Origin of the sequence: Streptomyces asoensis, from assembly GCF_016860545.1 — a bacterium.
Taxonomy (GTDB): domain Bacteria; phylum Actinomycetota; class Actinomycetes; order Streptomycetales; family Streptomycetaceae; genus Streptomyces; species Streptomyces asoensis.
The window spans coordinates 286,229-308,698 of the sequence record NZ_BNEB01000001.1 but is presented as its reverse complement, the minus strand read 5'-3'; the positions used below and the strand labels follow the sequence as shown (position 1 = coordinate 308,698).

19 protein-coding genes are annotated in these 22,470 nt (G+C 73.9%); 6 read left to right on the top strand and 13 right to left on the bottom strand.

Annotated elements, in window-relative coordinates; translation table 11 throughout:
* Positions 1-270: 270 nt before the first annotated feature.
* From Saso_RS01355 to Saso_RS01335, 5 genes are all read right to left on the bottom strand, one after another.
* Positions 271-2,607 (bottom strand): bifunctional serine/threonine-protein kinase/ABC transporter substrate-binding protein, encoded by a 2,337-nt coding sequence (locus tag Saso_RS01355; RefSeq protein ID WP_189917149.1) that lies wholly within the window; start codon positions 2,605-2,607, stop codon positions 271-273.
* On the bottom strand, positions 2,607-4,883 hold the full coding sequence (locus Saso_RS01350; protein WP_189917147.1) for a bifunctional serine/threonine-protein kinase/ABC transporter substrate-binding protein: 2,277 nt from the start codon (positions 4,881-4,883) through the stop codon (positions 2,607-2,609). The genes Saso_RS01355 and Saso_RS01350 overlap by 1 nt, the downstream gene beginning before the upstream one ends.
* A complete protein-coding gene (locus tag Saso_RS01345) occupies positions 4,883-5,701 on the bottom strand; it encodes a hypothetical protein (protein ID WP_189917145.1) in 819 nt (272 codons plus the stop codon). The genes Saso_RS01350 and Saso_RS01345 overlap by 1 nt, the downstream gene beginning before the upstream one ends.
* A 189-nt stretch (positions 5,702-5,890) precedes the next feature.
* Positions 5,891-6,358 carry a MazG-like family protein gene (locus tag Saso_RS01340; RefSeq protein ID WP_307822183.1) on the bottom strand — a complete coding sequence of 156 codons (468 nt, stop codon included), beginning with the start codon at positions 6,356-6,358 and terminating at the stop codon, positions 5,891-5,893.
* 43 nt (positions 6,359-6,401) lie between these two features.
* Positions 6,402-6,947 (bottom strand): DoxX family membrane protein, encoded by a 546-nt coding sequence (locus Saso_RS01335; protein WP_189917143.1) that lies wholly within the window; start codon positions 6,945-6,947, stop codon positions 6,402-6,404.
* Positions 6,948-7,094: 147 nt separating this feature from the next.
* Here Saso_RS01335 and Saso_RS01330 point away from each other — a divergent pair, with 147 nt between their 5' ends.
* Positions 7,095-7,421, top strand: a complete 327-nt coding sequence (locus Saso_RS01330; protein WP_189917141.1) for a nuclear transport factor 2 family protein — start codon at positions 7,095-7,097, stop codon at positions 7,419-7,421.
* A gap of 276 nt (positions 7,422-7,697) precedes the next feature.
* On the opposite strand, the gene Saso_RS01325 is transcribed toward Saso_RS01330, so the two are convergent.
* Entirely contained in the window at positions 7,698-8,390 is a 693-nt protein-coding gene (locus Saso_RS01325) for an ABC transporter ATP-binding protein (protein WP_189917140.1), read from the bottom strand.
* Positions 8,391-8,469: 79 nt separating this feature from the next.
* On the bottom strand, positions 8,470-9,939 hold the full coding sequence (locus Saso_RS01320) for an ABC transporter permease (RefSeq protein ID WP_189917138.1): 1,470 nt from the start codon (positions 9,937-9,939) through the stop codon (positions 8,470-8,472).
* Between the two features lie 223 nt (positions 9,940-10,162).
* On the opposite strand from Saso_RS01320, the gene Saso_RS01315 reads away from it, so the two are divergent.
* Positions 10,163-11,407: a D-alanyl-D-alanine carboxypeptidase family protein gene (locus Saso_RS01315; RefSeq protein WP_189917136.1), complete on the top strand. Its 1,245-nt coding sequence runs from the start codon at positions 10,163-10,165 to the stop codon at positions 11,405-11,407.
* 287 nt (positions 11,408-11,694) lie between these two features.
* Here Saso_RS01315 and Saso_RS01310 read toward each other — a convergent pair whose 3' ends face one another.
* A complete protein-coding gene (locus Saso_RS01310; RefSeq protein ID WP_189917134.1) occupies positions 11,695-12,585 on the bottom strand; it encodes an SDR family oxidoreductase in 891 nt (296 codons plus the stop codon).
* A 159-nt stretch (positions 12,586-12,744) separates the two neighbouring features.
* Between Saso_RS01310 and Saso_RS01305 the strand changes: the two genes are divergently transcribed.
* Positions 12,745-14,385 carry an alkaline phosphatase D family protein gene (locus tag Saso_RS01305; protein ID WP_189917132.1) on the top strand — a complete coding sequence of 547 codons (1,641 nt, stop codon included), beginning with the start codon at positions 12,745-12,747 and terminating at the stop codon, positions 14,383-14,385.
* A 48-nt stretch (positions 14,386-14,433) separates the two neighbouring features.
* On the opposite strand, the gene Saso_RS01300 is transcribed toward Saso_RS01305, so the two are convergent.
* The 3 genes from Saso_RS01300 to Saso_RS01290 form a co-directional block, all read right to left on the bottom strand.
* Positions 14,434-15,420 carry a small ribosomal subunit Rsm22 family protein gene (locus Saso_RS01300; RefSeq protein ID WP_189917130.1) on the bottom strand — a complete coding sequence of 329 codons (987 nt, stop codon included), beginning with the start codon at positions 15,418-15,420 and terminating at the stop codon, positions 14,434-14,436.
* A 64-nt stretch (positions 15,421-15,484) separates the two neighbouring features.
* Positions 15,485-16,687 (bottom strand): serine hydrolase domain-containing protein, encoded by a 1,203-nt coding sequence (locus tag Saso_RS01295; RefSeq protein WP_372442385.1) that lies wholly within the window; start codon positions 16,685-16,687, stop codon positions 15,485-15,487.
* Positions 16,606-17,949, bottom strand: coding sequence for a multidrug effflux MFS transporter (locus Saso_RS01290; protein ID WP_189917128.1), 1,344 nt, complete (start codon positions 17,947-17,949; stop codon positions 16,606-16,608). Before Saso_RS01290 ends, Saso_RS01295 begins: the two co-directional genes overlap by 82 nt.
* Before the next feature lie 87 nt (positions 17,950-18,036).
* Here Saso_RS01290 and Saso_RS01285 point away from each other — a divergent pair, with 87 nt between their 5' ends.
* The 3 genes from Saso_RS01285 to Saso_RS01275 all read left to right on the top strand — a co-directional run bounded on the left by Saso_RS01285 (position 18,037) and on the right by Saso_RS01275 (position 20,575).
* A complete protein-coding gene (locus tag Saso_RS01285) occupies positions 18,037-19,038 on the top strand; it encodes a Gfo/Idh/MocA family protein (RefSeq protein ID WP_189917126.1) in 1,002 nt (333 codons plus the stop codon).
* A gap of 45 nt (positions 19,039-19,083) precedes the next feature.
* Entirely contained in the window at positions 19,084-19,716 is a 633-nt protein-coding gene (locus tag Saso_RS01280; RefSeq protein ID WP_189917123.1) for a TetR/AcrR family transcriptional regulator, read from the top strand.
* A gap of 130 nt (positions 19,717-19,846) precedes the next feature.
* Positions 19,847-20,575, top strand: coding sequence for a bifunctional DNA primase/polymerase (locus Saso_RS01275; RefSeq protein ID WP_189917121.1), 729 nt, complete (start codon positions 19,847-19,849; stop codon positions 20,573-20,575).
* Between the two features lie 40 nt (positions 20,576-20,615).
* Here Saso_RS01275 and Saso_RS01270 read toward each other — a convergent pair whose 3' ends face one another.
* Positions 20,616-21,638, bottom strand: a complete 1,023-nt coding sequence (locus Saso_RS01270; protein WP_189917118.1) for an SCO2278 family lipoprotein — start codon at positions 21,636-21,638, stop codon at positions 20,616-20,618.
* On the bottom strand, positions 21,577-22,470 hold the full coding sequence (efeU, locus tag Saso_RS01265) for an iron uptake transporter permease EfeU (protein WP_189917116.1): 894 nt from the start codon (positions 22,468-22,470) through the stop codon (positions 21,577-21,579). Before efeU ends, Saso_RS01270 begins: the two co-directional genes overlap by 62 nt.

Below are 22,470 nucleotides of genomic sequence, written 5' to 3'. Positions count from 1 at the left end.
TGCCCCGCCGCACCGGGCAGGGCGTACCCGGCCCGGCCACGCGTCGTACGACGCCGGGCCGAGCCGCCCCAATTCAGCCACAGCGGAATTCCGTCGCACTATCGGCTTGACACAAGATCCGCTTGTTCGAGGGGGGGCCGGGTGGGCGGCGCGCGTAGGGGATATACGCCATCAAGAAGGGAAACCACATGACTTCGCACGTATATACGACACGCGGTGAGGAGTTCGACCGCTTCGGCGCGCCGCGAGGGCGACCGCGGCGTGCGCCGTTCAGGACACGGCGGCCTCTTCGTACTGCCCCAGGTAGCGGAACCTGCCGTCGGTCACCTGGTAGTCGAACATCGCGTCGTTGTTGAAGCCCTGCCCCGCCCGGTACCGGACGGTGCGGGTGATCCCGGTGTGGGCGACCTCGCGGAGCCTGCGGGCGATCGCGCCGCGCTCCCGCACCGCCGCGCCGTCCTTCGTGCAGGCCGCCGCCAGGAACCGCACGGCGTCGTAGGCCTCCGCCGCGTACCGGCCCGGGGCGGCGCCGAACCGGCGGCGGTAGGCGGCGGCGAAGGCGCGGGCGGCGGGGCGGACCGCGGGGTCGACGAAGGAGGTCACGAAGACCCAGCCGGTCGCCGCGGCTCCCGCGGCGCTGAGGAACGCGGGACCGAAGGCCTGTTCCGTCGCCATCCGGGTGCCGGTGAAACCGGAGCCGCGCAGGGCCGTGGCGAAACCCGCGGCCCGGGCCGCGTCCCCGGTGAACACGACCGCGTCGGCGTGCGCGGACCTCACCCGTGCCGCGAGCGAGGCGTAGTCGATCCTCCCGGCGGGGACGCTGGTCAGGACCGAGTCGCGGCCGGCCCGCCGCAGTGCACGCTGGGTCAGGTCGCACAGGGTCCAGGCGATGTCGCCCTGGGCCCGGTCGTCCACCAGGAACACCTTGCGCGCGTCGGCGTGGTTGCTGAGCCAGCGGACGCACGGGGCGGCGAGAAGGCTCCGTTCGACGTGCAGCGCCGCGTGGGAGCGGAACTGGTCGTAGCCGAACGACCTGCCGTCCAGGTCGACGTCCACCGACACGGTCACCACGGGCATGGCCGCCTTGGTGTACGCGGCCTCCGCGCCGAGGAAGCACGCGTCGCCGGTGGGCCCCAGCACGGCCCGCACACCGGCGTCCCGCGTCAGACGTTGGGCCAGGGCGTCGGCCCGGGCGGGGTCGCCGCCGTCGTCGTGGGGGACCAGCCGGAAGCGGAAGGGGTGGTCCTTCTCGGCGTCGATCTGCTCGACCGCCAGCCGGGCGCCGTTCAGCTGGGCGTTGCCGTCCGCCTTCCCGGGGCCCGTCAGATCGCCGTGGAACGCCACGACCAGGTCGGGCCGCGGGCTCGCGCCCGAGGAGGGCGTCCCGGGCGTCCCGGAGCGGGTGCTCCACCACCAGGCGCCGCCCCCGCCCGCCGCCACGACGCCGGCCGTGGAGCCGAGGACCATGAACCTGCGGCGGCTGACGCCGGGCGCGGCGGGCGGAGCGGCCGTCACGGCGGTGAGCGTCACGGCGTCCGGCGACACCTGGGGTGCCGACGACCCCGGTGAAGCCGAGGATCCCGGTGCCGCGGGGTCCGCCGGTGCGGACACCTGCGTCGGCTCGACGGCGCCGAGGGTGAGCACGGCGGCGGCCCGGTCGTTGATCAGCCGGGTGACCGGCTCGGGCAGCCAGCCCGAACCCGACCCGACGGCCGGGCCGGTGTCCCGCGCCGACCCGGCCGGGCCGGTGCCCGGTGCTTCTCCCGCCTCGGCGCCCTCGTCCGCCCCCGCCTGCTCCGACGCCCGCCCCGCGAGGGCCTCGCGGAGCCGAGGGAGGGCGGGGCGGTGCGAAGGGTCCTTGTGCAGGCAGTCCTTCAGCAGCGGGGCCAGGGCGTCCGGCAGCGCGTCGGGATCGGGGTCCTCGTAGACCGTGCGCAGCAGTACGCCGGGCGCCCCGCCACCGCCGAACGGCCGCACGCCGGTCCCGGCGAACGCCAGCACGCAGCCCAGCGAGAACACATCGCTGGGCGGGCCGATCTCCCCGCCCAGCGCCCGTGCCTGCTCGGGCGACAGGAAGCCGGGCGAGCCGACGATCACGCCGCTGGAGGTCAGCGCGGTGGCCTCCGGGGCGCGGGCGATGCCGAAGTCGATGAGCCGTGGCCCGTCCGGGGCCAGCAGGATGTTGCCCGGCTTCACGTCACGGTGCACGAGACCGGCCGCGTGCACCGCTTCGAGGGCCTCGGCGAGCCGGACGCCCAGGGTCCGCACGGAGGTGAGGGCGAGCGGTCCGAAGGTGTCCACCGTCTCCGAGAGCGAGGGACCCGGCACGTACGAGGTCGCCAGCCACGGAGTCTCGGCGTCCGCGTCGGCGTCCAGCAGGGGAACCACCCAGGGGCTGTCCACCTGCCGGGCGACCGCCACCTCCCGGCGGAACCGGGCGCGGAACCCCGGCTCCTGCGCGTACGAGGAACGGACCGTCTTGACGGCGGCGATCGCTCCGCCCGGCGCGCGGGCCAGGAAGACGACGCCCATGCCGCCGACGCCCAGCCGCCGCAGCAGCCGGTAACGGCCGAGCCGGGACGGGTCGCCGGTGCGCAGCGGCTCCATCAGACGGTGAGCGGCGCGGGACCGCCGTACACGAAGCCGCCCTTCTCGACCCGCCAGAGGAAGCCGCCGGTGCCGTCGATGACCATCAGACCGGTCTTTGCCATCTGGCCGGTCTGCTCGAAGGCGAACTGCTTGGTGATGCCCTGGTACTTGCCCGTCTGTACGGCCGCGAGCAGGTTCGCGCGGGTGCGCCGCTTCGCCGGCAGTGCCGCCAGGGCCTTCAGGAGCATCCCGGTCACGTCGTAGGCCTCCGCCGCGTACCGGGGCGGCGCCTCGTCGAAGCGCGCGCGGTAGAGCGCGGCGAACGCCCGCGCCTCCGGCTTCACGGTGGCGTCGACGACCGGCGCCACCATGACCCAGCCGTCGGCGTCCTCCTGAGCGGCCGTCAGGAACCTGCTGTCGAGCAGTGCGGGGCCGGAGACGCGGGCGCCTTGGAAGGCGCGTTCGCGCAAGGTGGCGGCGATCAGTGCCGCCCGGTCGGGCAGCCCGGCGAAGAACACGGAGTCGGCGCCCGCGGAGAGCACCGCGTCCACCGCGGTGCCGAAGTCGGGGCGCAGGGCGCTGACCACTTCCGGCACCGCCGGCTGCCGCGCGTTGCTGAGCTGGGTGCTGATGGCGGTGGCCAGGGTCGTCCCGTAGTTGCCCGCCGGGCGGTCGACGACGAGTCCGACCTTGCGTGAACCGGCCGTACCACGCAGGTAGTTGCTCATGTACAGGGCGAGCACCGAATCGGGCATCCGCCCCAGCAGGAACGAGCGGAACCCCTGGAGGACGAGGTCCATGGCGCCGGCGGACACGGTGACGACCGGTACGAGCCCGGCGTCGTACTTCGCCAGGGCCGCCTGCGCGGTCGCGTCGGTGGTCGGGCCGACCACGGCGAGGACCGAGGGATCGTCCGCGAGCTGCGCGGCGAGCCGGGTCGAGGTCGCCGGGTCGCCCTTGTCGTCGACGGCCTTCACCTTCACGGTGAACGAGGCGTCCTCGCGTGCGTTGAACTGGGCTACGGCGACGCGCAGTCCGCGTTCCTGGGCCCGGCCCGTCTCCCGCTGCGGGCCGCTGAGGTCGGCGTGCAGGGCGACGGTGTGCGCGGGCCGCCGCGCGGCCGCGGTCGCGCCGCTCTTCGCGTCGTCGTCGCGCGCCGCCGCCCACCAGGCGGTGCCCGCACCCGCGGCGACCGCCACGGCCCCGCCCGCGAGCAGCAGGAAGCGGCGCCGGCCGGCGGGCCGGGCGTCCGTCGGTCCGGCCGACGGGGCCTGCCCGGCCGGGTCCGCCTCAGGTGGCGCGTCCCGCATGTCGGAGTCGGGTCCGGGGGTGTCCTGCGGTGCCGCCTCCGGTCGGGCCGGGGCGGGGGACGGGACCTGGGTGTGCTCGATGTCGGGCAGCGCGAGCGCGGCCGCCGACCGCTCGGCGATCAGGCGGGTGACCGGCTCGGGCAGCCACCCGGAGGCCTCCCGGTCCCGGGGTCCGTCCGCTGCCGACAAGCGCTCCACCAGCCCGGCGGCGTCCGGCCGTTCGGCCGGATCCTTCGCCAGGCAGGCTTCCACCACCTCGCGCAGACCGGCCGGCATCCCGTCGACGTCCGCCGGATCGTGCACGGCCCGGTACAGCAGGGCGTCGACCGCCCCGCTGCCGAACGGCGCGCGGCCGGTCGCCGCGAACGCCAGGACGCAGCCGAGGGAGAACACGTCGCTCGCCGGCCCGATGTCGTCGCCGCCGGGTCCCGAGGCCTGTTCGGGCGAGAGATAGCCGGGGGTGCCGACCACCATCCCGGTCGCGGTGAGCGCCGTGTCCTGCGGCGCCCGCGCGATACCGAAGTCGATGAGCCGCGGACCGTCGTGGGCGATCAGCACGTTGCCCGGCTTCAGATCCCGGTGGACCAGACCCGCCCGGTGCACCTCGCCCAGCGCCTCGGCCAGCCGGGCCCCGAGCAGCCGGACGCCGGGCTCCGCCAGCGGCCCGTACGCGGCGACCGCCTCGCCCAGCGACGGGCCCGGCACGTACGCCGTCGCCAGCCAGGGCGAGTCGGCGTCCGGGTCGGCGTCCACCAGGGGGACCGCCCACGGGCTGGCGACCTGCCGGGCCACCTCGACCTCGCGGCGGAACCGCTCCTTGAAGCCCGGCTCCTCGGCATACTCGGCGAGCAGGACCTTCAGGGCGACCAGGGCGCCGTTCGGGGTGCGCGCCAGATAGACGACGCCCATGCCGCCCGCGCCGAGCCGGCCGAGCAGCCGGTGGTCCGCGACCCGCGCGGGGTCGGAGGAACGCAGCGGATCCATCAGTTCTTCCCCCCGAGCTCGGTCTCCACGCGGTCGAGCATCTTGGCGACGGCCTCCGAGGCGTAGCGGCCCAGTTCGTCGTCCTTGTAACCCTTGGCGCCCATCACCGCGACCGCCACGGTGATCGTGCCGAGCCGGGCGACGAACCAGCGGTACGTCTGCGCGGTCGTCCCCGTGATGTAACTGCCTATCTCCACCACCTGGTCGTCGGCGTAGGTGTTGTTGCCCTGCCCGTAGGGGCTGGCCGCCGACATCAGGCCGGAGATCTGCTCGTCGGCGCGGACCTGCTGGACCCGGCAGCGCAGCGCCTCCTCCAAGGTGGTGGACAGCTGCTGGTCGGCGGCGCCTACCGAGGCGTGCACGGTCACCGCGGCGGTGACCTTCATCGTTCCCCTGCCGCCCGCACCGGGCACTTCGCTGTAGCGCGACAGCGAGGCGAGCACGCTCGCCGGGAGGGGCCGGCGCTGCCAGCGGCACTGCTCGTCGAGGACGGCGACGGTGCCGGCGGCGCTCTCGGCGGGCTGCTGGGCGCGGAAGCCCGAGCCCCAGTCGGCGGCCGGGAGAGCGACGGCCCGGGCCACGGCCTCGGCCCGTCCTCGCGTCCGGGGCACCTCGGCGGGGTCCGCCTCGAACGGCGTCAGTGCCGCCGTGCCACCGCCCGTCGGGCCGGCGGACGCGGGGGAGGAGGGCGAGCCCGACGCGGACGGTGCCGTCGAGCGGGCGGACGCCGTAGGGCCCGGCTCCGCCGCCTTGTCGTCCCCGGAGCCGCAGCCGGCCAGCAGCACGGCCGCCGCGGCCGCCGACGCCGCGGCCCTCAAGGGCCAAGTCGTCCTGTGTCTGCCCGCGTTGTCGTCCATTCCCGCCCCTCCGCCTCAGCGCCCCCGCTTCGCGTGCGGTGATCGTACAGAGGTACGCGAGACGCGGGCGGACGGTTCCCCGAACGCGGCCGGTCTTCGGCCGGACCCGGCCGACGGGCCGCTGCGGGTCATTCCGGCCGCCCGTCCTGATCACTCCCGCGGCGCGGACTGCGCAGGACGGTCGCCCGCCCCGCCGAGGGAGCGCTCCGCCACGTGCGTCAGACGCGCGGCGAACACGGCCGCCGCCTCCGGTGTCAGGGTCCGCAGCGCGACCAGCGCCGTGATGACCACGTCGCACAGCTCGCTCTGCACGTCCTCCCATGTGTGGCTGACGCCCTTGCGGGGGTTCTGCCCGGTCGCGCCCACGACCGCCTGCGCGACCTCGCCGACCTCCTCCGACAGCTTCAGCACCCGCAGCAGCAGACCCTCCCGGCCGCCGACCGGCTGACTGCCGTCCAGCCACTCCGTCAACGCGCCGACGGTGGCCCAGAGATCGGGACCGGAGGGGTCGACGGCGCCGACGCGGTCGCCGCAACCGGCGGATGCCGCGGAATCAGGTTGTGCGGGCTGCGCGGGCTGTACGGGCTGTGCGGGCCGGGGGTGGGGCGGAGTGCTCATGGCCGCATCGTGCCAGTGCCGGCTCGGGCCCGGCGTCGGATGGTCACTCCTCGAACAGGGCTTCCTGTTCGCCCTCCTCGCGGCGGCGCAGCCGCTTGCTGCGCATGCCGATGACCACCGCCGTGACCGCCGCCGTCGCGCCCAGGGCCGCCGGGACCATCCAGCCGCGGTCGACCGTGTGGCCGAGGGCGTGATCGAGGGACAGGCGGCCGGGACCCGTGACGGCGAGGCCCGCGGCGGCCAGCCCCAGGGAGGCCGCGTGCTCGTAGCCGCCGCTCTGGGCGAAGAAGCCGTTGGGGACGTGCACCGCGGACGCGCCCGCCATCGCCCCGGCCGCGGCGGCGCCCGCCGCGGGGGTGGCCAGGCCCAGTGCCAGCAGCGCGCCGCCGCCCGTCTCCGCCAGGCCTGCCGCCGTCGCACTGGCCTTGCCCGGGGCGTAACCGACGGACTCCATGAACTGGCCGGTGCCCTCCAGCCCGTGCCCGCCGAACCAGCCGAACAGCTTCTGCGCGCCGTGCGCCGCCAGCACCCCGCCGGTGCCCAGCCGGAGCAGCAGCAGTCCCAGATCACGACGGTCGTAACAGGTCACGGTGACTCCCTGAGCAGAGAACGGCGGGCAGGAGGGAAGAGGACAGCCCCCTCCGCGTAACCACCGTCGCACCGCTCACACCCGTCCGGCCCGTTCTGGGCGCCGTTCGGGTGGCGGGGCGCGGGCGGCGGTGTGAGCCTGACCGGTATGGCGATCCAGATCGACAGACTCAGCGACCCGGCCGTCCGCGCCTTCGTCGCCGCCGTCAACGCCCATGACGAGGAGGCCTTCCGCGGCCTGCTCACCCCCGACGCGACCATGGCGGACGACGGTTCCGACCGTGACCTCGCCGACTGGGCCGACCGGGAGATCTTCTCCTCCCGCGGCCACATGGACGTCACCAAGGAGTCCGACGGCGGACGCGCCCTCATCGCCGACTACCGCAACGACACCTGGGGCGAGATGCGCACCCGGTGGAGCTTCGTGGTCGAGGACGACGGCCGGATCTCCCGCTTCGAAACCGGCCAGGCCTGACCCGCCGCACGACGTCCGCCCCGGCCGCACGGTCGTCCGGCCCGGGCCAGGTTCCCACCGGCCACAGCCGATTGCCGACCGACCACTGCCGACCGGCAGCCTGCGACCGCCGACCCGCAACGGCGACCGGTAACGGACGGCGCAGAAGGGGCCGTTCGCCGCCGGGCAGGCGGTAACGGCCCCTCAGGCTTCAGCGCCTGGCCCCGCACGCCCCCGGGCCCGGCCCCGCAACGCCCGAAAGCCCAGGCCCCCGCAGGGCCTTCCGGTGTCGATGGGTTACCGGGAGCGGGCTGTCGCCTGTTCCGTCAGGGTGAGGCGGCCGGACTTGATGGTGGCCAGGCGCGGGGCCCGGCGGGCGATGGACGAGTCGTGGGTGACCATGACGAACGTCAGCCCGTACTCGTGCCACAGCCCTTCGAGGACTTCCATGATCTCGTCACGCATGCCCTCGTCCAGGTTGCCGGTGGGCTCGTCCGCGAGCAGCACCTTCGGCTTCTTGACCAGCGCGCGGGCGATCGCGACCCGCTGCTGCTGACCGCCGGACAGTTCCGCCGGGGCGTGCCTGAGACGCTCGCCCAGGCCGACCGAGCGCAAGGCCTCCGCCGCCCGCTCGCGCCGCTCCGCGGCCTTCACGCCGAGCGGGACGAGCGCGGTCTCGACGTTCTCCTGCGCGGTCAGCGTCGGGATGAGGTTGAACGACTGGAAGATGATGCCGATCTTTTCGGCGCGCAGCCGGGTCAGCTTCGCCTCGCTGACGCGCGCGAGGTCGACGCCGTCGAGTTCGACGCTTCCCTCGGACGGCCGGTCGAGGCCGCCGATCATCTGGAGCAGGGTCGACTTGCCGCCGCCCGTGGGGCCCTGGATGACGAGCTGGTCGCCGTCCGCGATGGTGAGGTCGATGCCGCGCAGCGCCTCGACCGTCTCCTTGCCGCGCGTGTAGCGCTTGGTGACGCCGGTGAGGTTGTACATGGGATCTCCGGGTTCTCCGTGTTCTCCGCCTGCCCCGCGAGGGGGACGACGGGGTGGGTGACGACTGGTCGGGCGCGGGTCAGGAGACGCTGCGCAGGGCGTCCGCCGGGCGCATCCGGGAGGCGCGCCAGCCGCCCATCGCGCCGGCGATCAGACCGCCGGCGACCGCCAGGCCCACCGCGAGCGCGATGGTGGTGAGGGAGACGGGAGCCGAGAGGGCGATCTCCATCGTGTTCGACGCGGACTGCCGGCCGGGACCGCCGCCGGGGCCGCCCATGCCGCCACCGCCGCCGGTGCCGCCGAGTTCGGCGGTCAGCTTCGGGCTGATCGCGGTCACCGTGTACGCGGCCGCGAGGCCGAGGCCGATACCGAGGGCGCCGCCGAGGAGACCGTTGACCATGGACTCGCCGACGACCTGCCGGGTCACCCGGCGGCTGGGCCAGCCGAGCGCCTTCAGGGTGCCGAACTCGCGCACCCTGCGGGACACGGCCGAGGACGTGAGCAGCGCGGCCACCAGGAACGCGGCGACGAGGACGGCGACCGACAGCCACTTGCCGACGCTGGTGGCCAGGTTCGAAGCGGTGGAGAGGGAGCCGGAGACCGTCTCGGCCAGGTCGGCGGAGGTGGTGACCGTCGTGCCGGAGATGTTCTTCTGGATGGCCGCCTTGACGGTGTCGATCTGCTGGGAGTCGGTCGCCTTGACGTAGATCATGGTGACCTGGTCCGCCGCGTCCCCGAGGGTCTGCGCCTGTTTCAGCGGCAGGTAGACGTCGGTGGTGGAGTCGCTGCTGTCGGGCGTGGCGATACCGATGATCTTGTACGTGGTGCCGGAGATCTTCAGCGACGAGCCGGCCTTGTACGAGTTCTCCTTGGCGTACGCCTTGCTCACCACGGCGACCTTGGCGTTCGTCTGCGCCGAGGTGAAGGTCACGCCCGAGGTGATCTTGGAGCCGGCCAGAGGGCCGAGGTCCTGGTCGGTGACGTCGACACCGGCCACGGAGTACGAGTTGACGTCGAAGGAGGCGCCGCCGCCCTGGACCTGCGGGGCCGCGGTGGAGCCGCCGCCGTTGCCGCCCCCGGGGCCGCCCTGGCCGCCGTTGCCGCTCCCGCCGGTGGAGCTCTGCGCCTTGCCCTGGGTGAAGGATCCGTCGACCTTGGTGACGTTCAGGGTGAGGGCGCCGACCGCGGCGGCCACGCCCTTCTGGCCGGCCACCTGCGTGACGAGCGCGGCCTTCAGGGCCTGACCGCCCTGGGTCATGACCCGGTCGGAACTCTGCTCCGCGTCGTCATCGTCGTCCGCCGACGCGTCGAACTCGAATCTGGGGCCCCCGGAACTGTTGCCGGTGGGAGCCGTACGGGCTTTGGTGACGGTCATGTCGGTGCCCAGCCCGTACAGCGACTGAAGGACCTTGTCCTGCGCCTGCGTCATGCCGGCCGACACCGAGTTGACGGTGATGACCAGCGCGATTCCGAGCGCCAGCCCCAGTGCGATGACCAGGGCGGCCTTCTTGCGCCGGCCCAGTTCACGCTTGAGATAGATGCCAAACATCCCGTTCCTCTGAGGTCCTTGGCGCCCGCTGTGGGCGCGGCCACAACCTAGGGAGAAACCTTTGAGTCGTCCTGAGTAAAAGATGTGTAAGAACTGAGAATGAGAGCGCCCGGATCAGAATTCGTTGAGACAGCTGATTCCTAGGCTGCGGAGGGGCTTTTCCCAGGTGGAGAGAGTCGACTGGGGATTTCCATTCCCTTTGCTCCCCTTGTACGGTCCCGCAGTGCACGCATTCCGCCGCCCTTCCCCCGGCCCGCCGCCGCGTCCGTCCCGGCGCTCCCTGCTGGCCCTCGCGGCCGCCGCGCCCCTGACCGCCGTGCCGTTCGTCGCGGCCCCGGCCGCCGCCGCGTCCGAGGTGGCGGTCGGCGGCGCACGGCTCGTCGCCGACGGCGTCCAGGTGGACGGGGGCACCGCGCTGCCGAAGGGGCTCACCGCCCGGGCCTGGCTGCTCGCCGACCACGACAGCGGCGAGGTCCTCGCCTCCTACCGGGCGCATCTGCGGCTCGCGCCCGCCTCCACGCTGAAGATGCTGTTCGCGGACACCCTGCTGGACCGGTTCGGGCGCACCGAACGCCGTCTGGTGACCGACGCGGACCTCGCGGGCATCCCGTCGGGCTCCAGCCTCGTCGGCCTGAAGGCCGGGATCACGTACACCGTCGAGCAGTTGTGGCAGGGCGTGTTCCTGCGCTCGGGCAACGACGCCGTGCAGGTGCTCGCCCTGATGAACGGCGGGGTCGCGAGGACCGTCGCCGAGATGCAGGCGAGGGCGGTGGACCTCCAGGCGCTCGACACCCGGGTCGTCAGTCCCGACGGATACGACCACGAAGGCCAGACGTCCTCCGCCTACGATCTCGCGCTCTTCGCCCGGCACGGACTGCGCGACGCCGGCTTCCGCGCCTACTGCGCCACCAGGACCGCGCGTTTCCCGGCGGGCGGCGGGAAGACCTTCCGGATCGAGAACACCGACCGGCTGCTCTCGGGCACCTACGGGGTGACCCCGTACCCGGGCATGATCGGCGTGAAGAACGGCTTCACCAGTAACGCCGGCAACACGTTCACCGGCGCCGCGACCCGCGCGGGCCGCACCCTCCTCGTCACCGTGCTGCACCCCCGCAGCGGCCACAACGCCGTGTACGAGGAGACGGCGGCGCTGCTCGACTGGGGTTTCGCGCAGGGGAGTTCGGCGCGAGCGGTGGGAACGCTGGTGGAGGCGCTGAGCGAGGGCGGGGCCAAGGCGGGCGCGCCGGGCGGTTCGTCGGCGGGCGGGGCGCCGCACGCCGGGTCGCGGGCCGCGTCGGCGGCCGGTGGCGGTCCCGGTGGCTGGGGGGTGCTCGGCGGGGCCGCGGGTGCGGTGGCGCTGGCCGCGGGCGCGGCGTTCACGCTGCGGCGCAGGGGTCGTCGGGATGCGCCGGCGCCCGCCGCCGGTGACCGGGAGTCCGTCACCGGGCGTCCGCCGACCGACGGTTGACGGTGGGGCAGTCGTCCCACGGCGCCGGTGCGTACCTCGCGGTCCCAGCGAGGTCCACCCCCACCCGGCGCCGTGGGACGACTGCCCCTACCCCCCATGGATGTGGTCTGAGGCCGTCCGCACGGAACTGCGGTGCTGCAAGTGTGAAGTTCTTGTGCAGAAGAGTTGAGCATAGGTGCGCCATCGGCCGCAATGGTGCGGACGGTCAAAGTCCGCTTGTGCAGGTTGAGGGGTTGACCACCGGTGAACGATCCGGGAGCGGCCCGGACTCCGGGCACGGCCCCGGCTCAGCCCCGTCCCACGTACGGCATGGCCGTCGCCAGGACCGTCGCGAACTGCACGTTCGCCTCCAGCGGCAGCTCCGCCATGTGCCGTACCGTGCGCGCCACATCGGCGACGTCCATCAGCGGCTCCGGCGCGACCTCCCCGCCGGCCTGCAACGCGCCCGTCCGCATCCGCGCCGTCATCTCGGTCGCCGCGTTGCCGATGTCGATCTGCCCGACCGCGATGCCGTAGGCCCGGCCGTCCAGCGAAAGGGACTTGGTCAGACCGGTGAGGGCGTGCTTCGTCGCGGTGTAGGGCGCCGAGAGCGGGCGGGGCGTGTGCGCCGAGACGGACCCGTTGTTGATGATCCGGCCGCCCCGGGGGTCCTGCTCCTTCATCTGACGGTACGCCCCCTGTGCGCACAGGAACGCCCCGTTGAGGTTGGTGTCCACCACGTGCCGCCAGGCGTCGTAGGGCAGGTCCTCGAACGGGACGCCGCCCGGCCCGAACGTGCCCGCGTTGTTGAACAGCAGGTCCAGCCGCCCGAAATGGCCGCGCACGGCGTCGAAGAGGGCCGTCACCTCCTGCGGGCGCGAGACGTCCGTCCGTACGGCGAGAGCCGCGGCCCCGGGCACCGTCGCGGCCGTCGCCTCCAGGGTCTCCGTCCGCCGCCCCGCCAGCGCCACCGACCAGCCCGCGCGCAGCAGTTCGACGGAGACCGCCCGGCCGATGCCGGAGCCCGCGCCCGTGACGACGGCGATCCTCGTCGATCCGGGCGGCACCGAGGCCCCGTTCCCCGGGGCCTCGGTGCCGCCCGGATCGGCCGCACGCCCGGCGTGCCGTGTCTCCTGCGTGTGCCGTGCGTTCTCCGTGGGGTGGGGGTGTTCTGTGTCGCGGGGGTTCTCGGCAGTCATGGGCAGGCAGCGTACGGGAGCGGCATGTCTTCGGGTCCGGTATGCGGAACGCGCGCGTCCGCCACGCGACTGTTGTGTACGCGCCAAGCGGTCGACTCCTGCGGGTCGTCCCTGGCCACTCCAATGCATGGTGCAGCCATTCCCCAGGGGAGGACCGGAATGACACCCGCAGCACACCAGTCCCCGTACACCCCCGAACTGCGCGCCACCGCACGGCACGTGGGGCGCCGCCGGTTCCTCACCGGCACGGCGGCCGCCGCCGCGCTCGCCTTCGCCGTCAACCTGCCCGCCGCCGGCACCGCGGCCGCCGCCGAACTCGACCCGGCACGGCTCACCGCCGACCCCTTCACCCTCGGAGTCGCCTCCGGCGACCCCCGGCCGGGCTCCGTCCTCCTGTGGACCCGCCTCGCGCCCGCCCCCTACCAGGCGGACGGCGGGCTCCCCGCCCGACGCGTCACCGTCCGCTGGGAAGTGGCCCGCGACGACAGCTTCCGCCGGCCCGTCAGACGCGGCAGCACCCTCGCGCACCCGGAGTTCGGCCACAGCGTGCACGTCCAGGTCGACGGCCTCGAAGACGACCGCGTGTACTACTACCGCTTCAGGGCGGGCAGCTGGATCAGCCGCACCGGCCGCACCCGCACCGCCCCCGGGCACGGCGCCGCACCCGGCTCCCTCACGCTCGGCGTCGTCTCCTGCCAGCGCTACGACCAGGGCTACTTCACCGCCTACAAGCACCTCGCCGAGGACGACGTGGACGTCGTCCTGCACCTCGGCGACTACCTCTACGAGTACGCCGTCAGCGGTGTCGGCGGCGCCCGCGCCTACCCGGCCGGGACCGTGCCCGCCGTCTACGGCCACGAGATGGTGACCCTCGACGACTACCGGCTCAAGTACGCGCTGTACAAGTCCGACCCCGACCTGCTGGCCGCCCACGCCGCCCACCCGTTCGTCGTCACCTGGGACGACCACGAGACCGAGAACAACTACGCGGGCGCGGTGTCGGAGAACGACGACCCCGCCGCGGAGTTCCTGATCCGCCGGGCCGCCGCCTACCGCGCGTACTGGGAGAACCAGCCGCTGCGCCGCCCGCAGCTCCCCGACGGCCCCGACCTGCGCCTCTACCGGCGACTGCACTGGGGCCGGCTCGCCCAGCTCGACGTCCTCGACACCCGCCAGTACCGGTCCGACCAGGCGTACGGCGACGGCTGGCAGTTCCCGGGGCCCGAGTCCGAGAACCCGGCCCGCACCCTCACCGGGGCCGCACAGGAGCGGTGGCTGATCGACGGCTGGCACCGCTCGCGCGCCCGGTGGAACGTCGTCCCGCAGCAGGTCACCTTCGCCCGGCGCCACAACTCCACCAGCGTGCCCTCCCAGGTCTCCATGGACTCCTGGGACGGCTACCCGGCCTCCCGGAACCGGATCCTGGCCGGCGCGCAGGCCGCGGGGATCGAGAACCTGATGGTCCTCACCGGCGACGTCCACGTGCACTACGGCTTCGACATCAAGCGCGACTTCGCCGACGAGAACTCCAGGACGGTCGGCACGGAGATCGTCACCTCATCGGTCTCCAGCGGGGGCAACGGCGCCGAGAAGCCCGCCAACTGGGCCACCTTCATGGCCGCCAACCCGCACCTGCGGTTCTACAACGGCCTGCGCGGCTACGCGACCGTCTCCCTCGGCCGCGACCTCGCCCGCGCCGACTTCAAGACCGTCCCCTACGTCACCCGGCAGGGCGCCCCGCTCACCACGGCCGCCTCCTTCGTCACCGAGGTCGGCGACCAGGGACTCAAGCCCGCCTGAGCCCCTCCGGGCCACGGGGGGCCGCCGGGACCACCGGGGCCGCCCGGGTCAGGGGGCCGGCGGCCAGGCGTCGCCCCAGTCGGCGTCGCGGGCCCCCTTGTACAGGTCCCCGTGCTTCTTCGTCACCGTCGTCCGGCTCAGCCGCTCCTCGGCCTCGCACAGGTCGAGGAGCACCTGGCCCTTGCGGATCTGCGGCCGCCGCACCACGCGGGACGCGGCGGGGGAGACGGGGAAGCGGGCGGCCGCCACATAGCTGAACTTCTCGTCCTCGTACGGCAGCGAACCGCCCTTGACCTGCCGGTGCAGGGAGGAGCGGCTGACCCGCGCCGAGAAGTGGCACCAGTCCGTGCCGGGCACGATGGGACAGGCCGCGCTGTGCGGACAGGGCGCCGCGATCCCGAATCCCGCGGCGATCAGCCGGTCGCGGGCCTCGATCACCCGGGCGTAGCCGTCCGGGGTGCCCGGCTCGACGATCACCACGGCCTGCGCGGCCGCCGCGGCGGTGTCCACCAGGGCGGCCCGGTCGGACGCGGCCAGCTCGTTGAGGACGTAGGAGACGGTGACCAGGTCGGTGGGGTCCAGGGCGAGCGCCGTACCGATACGGGCACGCTGCCAGCGGGCCTCGCGCAGCGCCGGGTTCGCGGCGGCGACCTCCCGGCCGAGGGCCAGGGCGGGCTCCGCCCAGTCGAGCACCGTCACCGGGCGCGTCCCGCCCCAGGTGGAAGTCACCGCCCAGGTCGCCGCGCCGGTGCCGCCGCCGACGTCGACATGGCTGTCCGGCGACCACCGCGGCACGGCGTCCGCGAAGGCCTCCAGCGCCGACCGGACCGCCTCGAAGGTCGCCGGCATCCGGTAGGCGGCGTACGCGGCGACGTCCGCGCGGTCGCGCAGGATGGGCGCGTCGGTCGGGGTGGCGCCCCGGTAGTTCGCGATCAGCCGCTCGACGGCCTGACCGGCCTGCCGCGGCGGCAGACCGTCGAGGAGCTCCCCCAGAGCGGTACGGAGGATCTCGGCGGCGGATACGGCGTCGTTCACCCGCAGATTCTAGAACCCCCGCCCCACCACCCGGGCCGCCGTACCCGGCGCCCCTGCGGACGGCTCAGCGGACCGCCATCGCCATCCTCGTGCCCAGCAGGGCGCGGGGAGCGCTGTCCGGGGGCCGGCGTACCGGATGCACCGCGTTGGCCAGCAGCACCACGAACGTGTCCGTCGCAGGGTCCAGCACCAGCGAGGTCCCCGTGAACCCGGTGTGTCCCGCCGCGCCCTCGCCGGACAGCTCGCCCATGAACCACGGCCGGTCCACCGCGAAACCCAGCCCCGGCGGGGTGAGCAGCAGTTCCACGAAGTCGGGGCCGAGGATGCGCGCCGGACCGTACGAACCGCCCGCCAGCAGGGTGCGGCAGAACACCGCCAGGTCGTCTCCCGTGGAGAACAGGCCCGCGTGACCGGCCACCCCGCCCAGCGCCCAGGCGTTCTCGTCGTGCACGACACCCCGCAGCATCCCCCGGTCCGCCTTCGCCCAGGGCCGTCGCTGGTCCTCGGTCGCCGCCGCGCCCGGACACGGCCCGAAGTCGGTCGACGACATGCCCAGCGGACGGGTGATGCCCTCCCGCACGAGGACGTCCAGGGTGCGGCCCGTCAGCCGCTCCAGGAGCCGCTGGAGCAGCAGCATGTTCAGGTCCGAGTACACGTACGCGCCCGGTGCGCCGACCGGCGTCTGCGCGCGTAGCGCCTCCCAGCGGTCGGCGTCGTCCGCGTACTCGTACAGCGGCAGCTCGGGGCGCAGCCCGGAGGTGTGGGTCAGGAGCTGGCGGACGGTGATGTCATGGGCGGCCGCCGCGTGGAAGTCGGGCAGATAGGCGCCCACCCGCGCGTCGATGCCGAGGGTCCCGCGCTCGATCTGCTGCACCGCCGCGACCGACGTGAACAGCTTGGTGAGGGACGCCAGGTCGAACGGAGTGTCGACGGTCATCGGGATCCGCGCCCCCGCCGGGAGCTCCACCCCCGCGTCGGCCACCGGGTCGTACGCCGAGTACCGGACCGCCCAGCCCGCCGCCTCGCGCACGGCGATCACCGGGCCGCGCCCGGCGACCACCACGGCGCCCGCCGTCCAGGGCCGGTCGCCGGTGGTGAGGTCCACGACGTCGCGGACGAGGAGTCGCGTCTCCTGCGGATCGAGCCCGGCCCGTTCGGGTGTGTCGACGCGCAGCTTCGGTGCGCTCAGTTCCCTTCCTCCGCTCTCGGCGTCACTCGGGCGCGCGGACCTCCGTCCTCGGCGCCCGCCTTGGTCCAGGGACGGCACATTCCCACGAAGCAGGCCGCCGCCACCAGTGCGGCGGCCAACTGGACGACGGCCATCGGGACGGCGGTGCGCTCACCGGCGATCCCGACGAGCGGGGAGGCGATCGCGCCGATGAGGAAGGAGGACGTACCGAGGAGCGCGGAGGCGGAACCGGCGGAGTGCCGCACCCGCAGCAGGGCGAGGGTCTGCGCGTTGGGCAGGGTGACGCCCATCGCGGACATCAGGACGAACAGCGCGGCCGCCACCGGGACCAGCCCGACCTCGCCGAACACGCCCGTGGTCATCAGCAGCAGCGCGGTCGCGGCCAGCACGACCACCGCGAGGCCGACGGCCAGCACCCGGTCGAGCCGGACCCGGCCCACCAGCACCCTGCCGTTGAGCTGGCCGACCAGCACCAGCCCGACGGAGTTCGCGCCGAACAGCAGCCCGAACGTCTGCGGCGAGGCGCCGTAGATCTCCTGGACCACGAACGGCGAGGCGCTGATGTACGCGAACAGGGCGGCGAAGGCGAAGCCGCCCGTGAGGAGGTAGCCGGTGAACAGGGGGTCCGCGAGCAGCCGGCGCATCGAGTGCAGGGCCTCGCCGACCCCGCCCGCGTGCCGGTCGGCGGCGGGCAGCGTCTCCGGCAGCCTGGTCCACACGACCACGGCCAGCAGCAGCCCCACGCCCGTGAGGACCAGGAACACGCCCCGCCAGTCCGTCGCCCGCAGGACCTGCGCCCCGATCAGCGGTGCCACGACCGGCGCGACCCCGGAGATCAGCATCAGGGTGGAGAAGAACCGGGCCATCGCCACACCGTCGTACAGATCGCGTACGACGGCCCGCGCGATCACTATCCCGGCCGCGCCCGCCAGCCCCTGTACCAGCCGGCAGGCGACCAGCAGCTCGACGGTGGGCGCGAGGGCGCACAGGGCGGTCGCCACCACGTAGACGACGAGCCCGGCGAGCAGCGGGCGCCTGCGCCCCCACCGGTCGCTCATCGGGCCGACGACCAGCTGCCCCAGCGCCATGCCGGCCAGACACGCGGTCAGCGTGAGCTGCACGGTCGCGGCGGGCGCGTGCAGCGAGCGGGTCACCTCGGGCAGCGCCGGGAGGTACATGTCCATCGACAGCGGGGGCGTGGCGGTCAGACCGCCCAGCACCAGGGTGACGAGCAGCCCCGCCCGCCGCCGGGCGGGCAGACCGGGCCCCGCTCCCTCGCCCGTGCTCGCGCCCGTCGCGGCGCGGCGCACCGCACCGGCCGTGGCCCCGCCCTCCGGCATCCGGCCGCCCCTCCCTCTCCGACGTCTTCGCGACCTATGCTCTCAGCTCGAACACACTGCTGGGACGGCACGAGGGCGGGGCGGGGTATGACGACGGACACGGTGCGGTGGGGGATCCTGGCGACCGGAGGGATCGCCGCCGCGTTCACGGCGGACCTGATCGACCTGCCCGACGCGGAGGTCGTCGCGGTCGCCTCGCGTTCCGAGCCCGCCGCGAAGGCGTTCGCCGACCGGTTCGGCATACCCCGGGCGTACGGCGACTGGGCGTCGCTGGCCGCCGACGAGGACATCGATGTCGTCTACGTCGCCACCCCGCACGCCGCGCACCGCGCCGCCGCCGGACTCTGTCTCGAGGCCGGCCGCAACGTGCTGTGCGAGAAGGCGTTCACGCTGAACCTGCGCGAGGCCGAGGAACTCGTCGCGCTGGCCCGCTCCGGCGGACGCTTCCTGATGGAGGCGATGTGGATGTACTGCAACCCGGTCGTCCGCCGCCTCAAGGCCCTCGTCGACGACGGCGCGATCGGCGAGGTCCGCACCGTGCAGGCCGACTTCGGCCTGGAAGGGCCCTTCCCGCCCTCGCACCGGCTGCGGGACCCCGCCCAGGGCGGCGGCGCCCTCCTCGACCTCGGTGTCTACCCGGTGTCCTTCGCCCACCTGCTGCTCGGTGAGCCCTCGGGCGTCTCGGCCCGGGCCGTCCTGTCCCCCGAGGGCGTCGACCTCCAGACGGTCCTGGCGCTGTCCTGGGACTCCGGCGCGCTCGCGGCCCTGCACTGCTCCCTCGTGGGCGGTACGGGCACCACGGCCTCGGTGACCGGCTCGCGCGGCCGCATCGACATCCCCGCCGGCTTCTTCCACCCGGACCGTCTCGTCCTGCACCGCGCCGGGCGCGACCCCGAGGAGTTCACGGCCGACCCCGCGGACGGGCCCCGCACGACGTTCCGCCACGAGGCCCGTGAGGTGATGCGCGCGCTGCGGGCCGGTGAGACCGAGTCCCCGCTGATCCCGCTCGACGGCAGCCTCGCGGTGATGCGGACCCTCGACGCGGTCCGCGAGCGGATCGGCGTGCGCTACCCCGGGGAAGACGCGTAACGGTTCACGAGACGTCCCGTCTCACCCGCTTGGTACCGTCGCACCATGGTCACCCAGTCCGGAAAGCCGGCCCCCGACACCGCCCGCCGCAGCGAGCGGTCCCGGCGCGCCATCTACGACGCCGCCCTCGCCCTCGTCGCGGAGGCCGGCTATCCGAAGACCACGATCGAGGGCATCGCCGCCCGCGCCGGCGTCGGCAAGCAGACCATCTACCGCTGGTGGGGGTCGAAGGCCGACGTCCTGCTGGAGGCGTTCCTCGACCTCAGCGAGCAGGCGGCGCGGGACGCCGGGGCGCCGGACGGGGAGCCGTACGCCATCCCCGACACCGGCGACCTGGCCGCCGACATCAAGGCCGTGCTGCGGGCCACCGTCGACCAGCTCACCGACCCCCGGTTCGAGGCGCCCTCCCGCGCCCTGGCCGCCGAGGGCGTGGTCGACGAGCAGGTGGGCCGCGAGTTCACGGCCAAGCTGATGGAACCGTCCATCCGGCTGTACGTCGACCGGCTGCGCGCCGCCCAGGAGGCCGGCCAGGTGCGCGCCGACCTCGACCCGCGGATCGCCCTGGAGTTCTTCATCTCCCCGCTCGCCCAGCGCTGGCTCCAGTACACGGGGCCGATCTCCTACGAGTACACCGACACCCTCGTCGACTACGCCCTGCACGGCCTCGCGCCCCGGTGAGCTTGCCGCACATGCGTCACTCTGGCCCCACCCGTCCCACCTGCCCCGTTTCACGGCTACGGCCCCCCGATGCGCAGGATGGTGGGACCATGAGGCATGCTGTCCGCACCACAGCGAGGCGAGGGGACAGATGAGCGCGGAGTTCGGCGGCCGGACCGGCCTGTGGGGCAGATTCTCGCAGTGGCTGCGCGCGAGCGGCCCGGCCGAGGCCGCCGACGAGGGCGGCCGTGAGGCCCTGCTGCTGGCCGCCGCCGGAGCGGGACTCCCGCTCGCGCCCGCCGCGCACCCGGCCCCCGGTTACGGGTGCTCCTGCGACCGGGTCGGCTGTCCGACCCCCGCCCGGCACCCGGTGTCCTTCGCCTGGCAGACGCAGTCCACCACCGACCGCGGGCAGATCGAGCGCTGGGCCCGCCACCAACCGCAGGCCAACTTCATCACCGCCACCGGCATGACGCACGACGTCCTCGACGTGCCGCTGGAGGCGGGCCGCGAGGCGCTGGAGCGGCTGCTCGACGCCGGAGTCGAGGTCGGCCCGGTCGCGGAGAGCGACGACGGCCGCATGCTCTTGTTCACCCTCACCCGCGGCACCCCCGAGGACGAGGACGAGTGGTGGCCGTGCGAGCTGGACTGCCACCCGGAGACCATGGACGAGCACCCCGGCCTGCGCTGGCACTGCCGGGGCTCCTACGTCCTGGTGCCGCCGGCCCGGCTCCCGGGTGACGACGGCCGCTCCGTGCACTGGCTGCGCGGCCCCGAGCACGCGCTGCCGGACCCGCTGACCCTGCTGGAAACCCTCACCGACGCCTGCGCCCGCCACGCCGACCCCCAGCCCCACCCCCCCTGGCCCACCCGCCACTGACGGCCCCGCCCCCCTCAGGGGCGCGGGGAACTGCCCGTCTTCACGCCCCCTCGGCGCCGGTGAGCCCCTCCAGCCGGCTGAGCAGCGACACCTTCCCGCCGCCGGACCCCTTCGCCGGCGCCAGCGCCACCTCGTTGGCGACGAACTCCATCGTCAGTGACTGCTTGATCTCCCCGGTCGTCAACGCGGCCACGTTCTTGTTCGGCGTGGGCACCGCGGCCCCCGCCGCGGCCGTCTGCTTCGTGAAGTGGTGGCTGCTGAAGAACACCAGCGCCCCGCCGTCCGCGGTGCGCAGGGCCAGCGGCGCGTAGTCGCCCTCGGTCAGCGGCTGGTCGATGTACTGCGTGGCAAGTCCCGGCCGGGTGGCGTTCTTCGCCCGCGTCGCGCGCAGGGCGCTGGTGAACGCGCCGTCCGCGAAGGCGCCCTTGCCGCTCTTCAGGTACGCCGTGTAGCCCTTGCTCAGCCCGGCGGGCGCCATGGCCAGCCCGGTGGTGCGGGCCGGCACGGCCTCGGCGTGTCCGTCCGCGTCCAGGTCGAACCGCGGTACCGAGCCGGGCGCCACCAGCGTCAGGTACGTCGCCCGCCACGGCTCCGACAGCCCGCCGCGGGTGAAGGCCATCAGCCAGCGCGCGTCGCCGCCCTTGCTGCCCTTGGCGTCGGCGACGAACCAGCGCGGCCAGCCCGCCTTCTCGACGATCGTGTACTTCACGTCGGACAGCACGAGCGGCTCGTGGTCCGGGTTGCCCTTGGGGTCGGTGACGTGGCCCGCCTTCAGCCGTGCCTCGTCGATGACCCGCAGGGCGCCGGCCGTGCGGTCGGCGTCCAGGGAACTGTCGTACGCCGCGTCGGCCTTGTTGTACGCGGCGGTGAACTGCTCCACCGCCTTGACGGCCTCCGCCTTCGTGGCCGCCGGGAGCACCTCGCGCTCTCCGTGGACGACCACGCAGCCGCTCGCGGTGAGCGAGACGGCGGTGAGTGAGGCCGCTACGAGTGCGTACCGGTCACGCCTGCGGAGCCCTCGACTGCGCGGAACCCCGGTCGCCAGGCTGCGTTCCCTGCTCATCAGGTGACTTCACCTTCCCCTTCCCGGAGGCGAACCCTACCGGGGCGAGGAAGAGCGCGAGTGTCGGGACGAGGTAGAGCAGCCACACCGTGATCTGGAGGACCGTCGGATCGGGCTGGAAGTTGAACACGCCCTTGAGCAGCGTGCCGTACCAGCTGTCCGGCGGGATCGTGCCGCTGATGTCGAAGGCCAGGCTGTTCAGACCCGGGATCAGGTCGGCCTCCTGGAGGTCGTGGACGCCGTACGCCAGGACGCCCGCGGCCACCACGACGAGCATGCCCCCCGTCCAGGTGAAGAACTTCGCGAGGTTGATCCGCAGGGCCCCGCGGTAGAACAGCCAGCCCAGCAGGACGGCCGTGGCCAGGCCCAGCGCCACGCCGACCAGCGGGCGCGGGGTGCCGTCGCCGGCCGCGTGCACCGACGCCCACACGAACAGGGCGGTCTCCAGGCCCTCCCGGCCGACGGCGAGGAACGCGGTGGCGACCAGCGCGCCGGTGCCCATGGCGAGCGCCGCGTCCAGCTTGCCGTGCAGCTCGGACTTCAGGTGCCGGGCGGTGCGCCGCATCCAGAACACCATCCAGGTCACCAGACCGACGGCGAGGATCGACAGGGAGCCGCCGAGCGCCTCCTGCGCCTGGAACGTCAGTTCCTGCGAACCGAATTCGAGGACGCAGCCGAAGCCCATCGCGATGACGACCGCGATGGCGATGCCGGTCCACACCGGCTTCAGCGCGTCCCTGCGGCCCGTCTTGACCAGGTAGGCGATGAGGATGCAGACGACGAGGCTGGCCTCCAGGCCCTCGCGCAGTCCGATCAGATAGTTGGAGAACAC